Below are 403 nucleotides of genomic sequence, written 5' to 3'. Positions count from 1 at the left end.
GGCCTGGGGAATCAGGTTGATGGTGAGCTCGGGCTCCGCGCCGACGGCGTTCAGGCCGGGCGTGTCCAGGATCACCAATCCCTGGCGCAGCAGGGGGTGCGGGATGTTGATCAGCGCGTGGCGCCAGGCGGGCACCTCGACCAGGCCCCGCGCATCGGGCACCGGATTGTCCTGGGGCTGGTCGTCGTGCCAGAAGCCGAGCGCGCGGGCCTCGTCCTGCGTGACGCGGCGCACCTCCGACACTTTCTCGAGCGCTCCGGCGAGCTGCTCCGCATCGCCGACGTTCAGCGGGACCTCGGTCCACTGGTCCGGCCGCAGCCGCCATTCGGCCAGGCCCTGGGGCTGCAGGCGCGTGTCGATCGGCAGCAGGCGCAGGCTGTTGGAGACCGCGGCGTCGTAGCCC

The 403-nt window shown here is 72.2% G+C and carries 1 pseudogene; it reads right to left on the bottom strand.

The features are described from left to right. Nucleotides 1-403, bottom strand: a pseudogene (locus tag IM725_RS20150) (dynamin family protein); the annotation flags it as partial.

Source organism: Ramlibacter aquaticus (genome assembly GCF_015159745.1).
In the GTDB taxonomy this organism is placed as follows: Bacteria; Pseudomonadota; Gammaproteobacteria; order Burkholderiales; family Burkholderiaceae_C; genus Ramlibacter; species Ramlibacter aquaticus.
The sequence above is the reverse complement of the archived record's forward strand: the minus strand, read 5'-3'. Positions and strand labels throughout refer to the sequence as shown.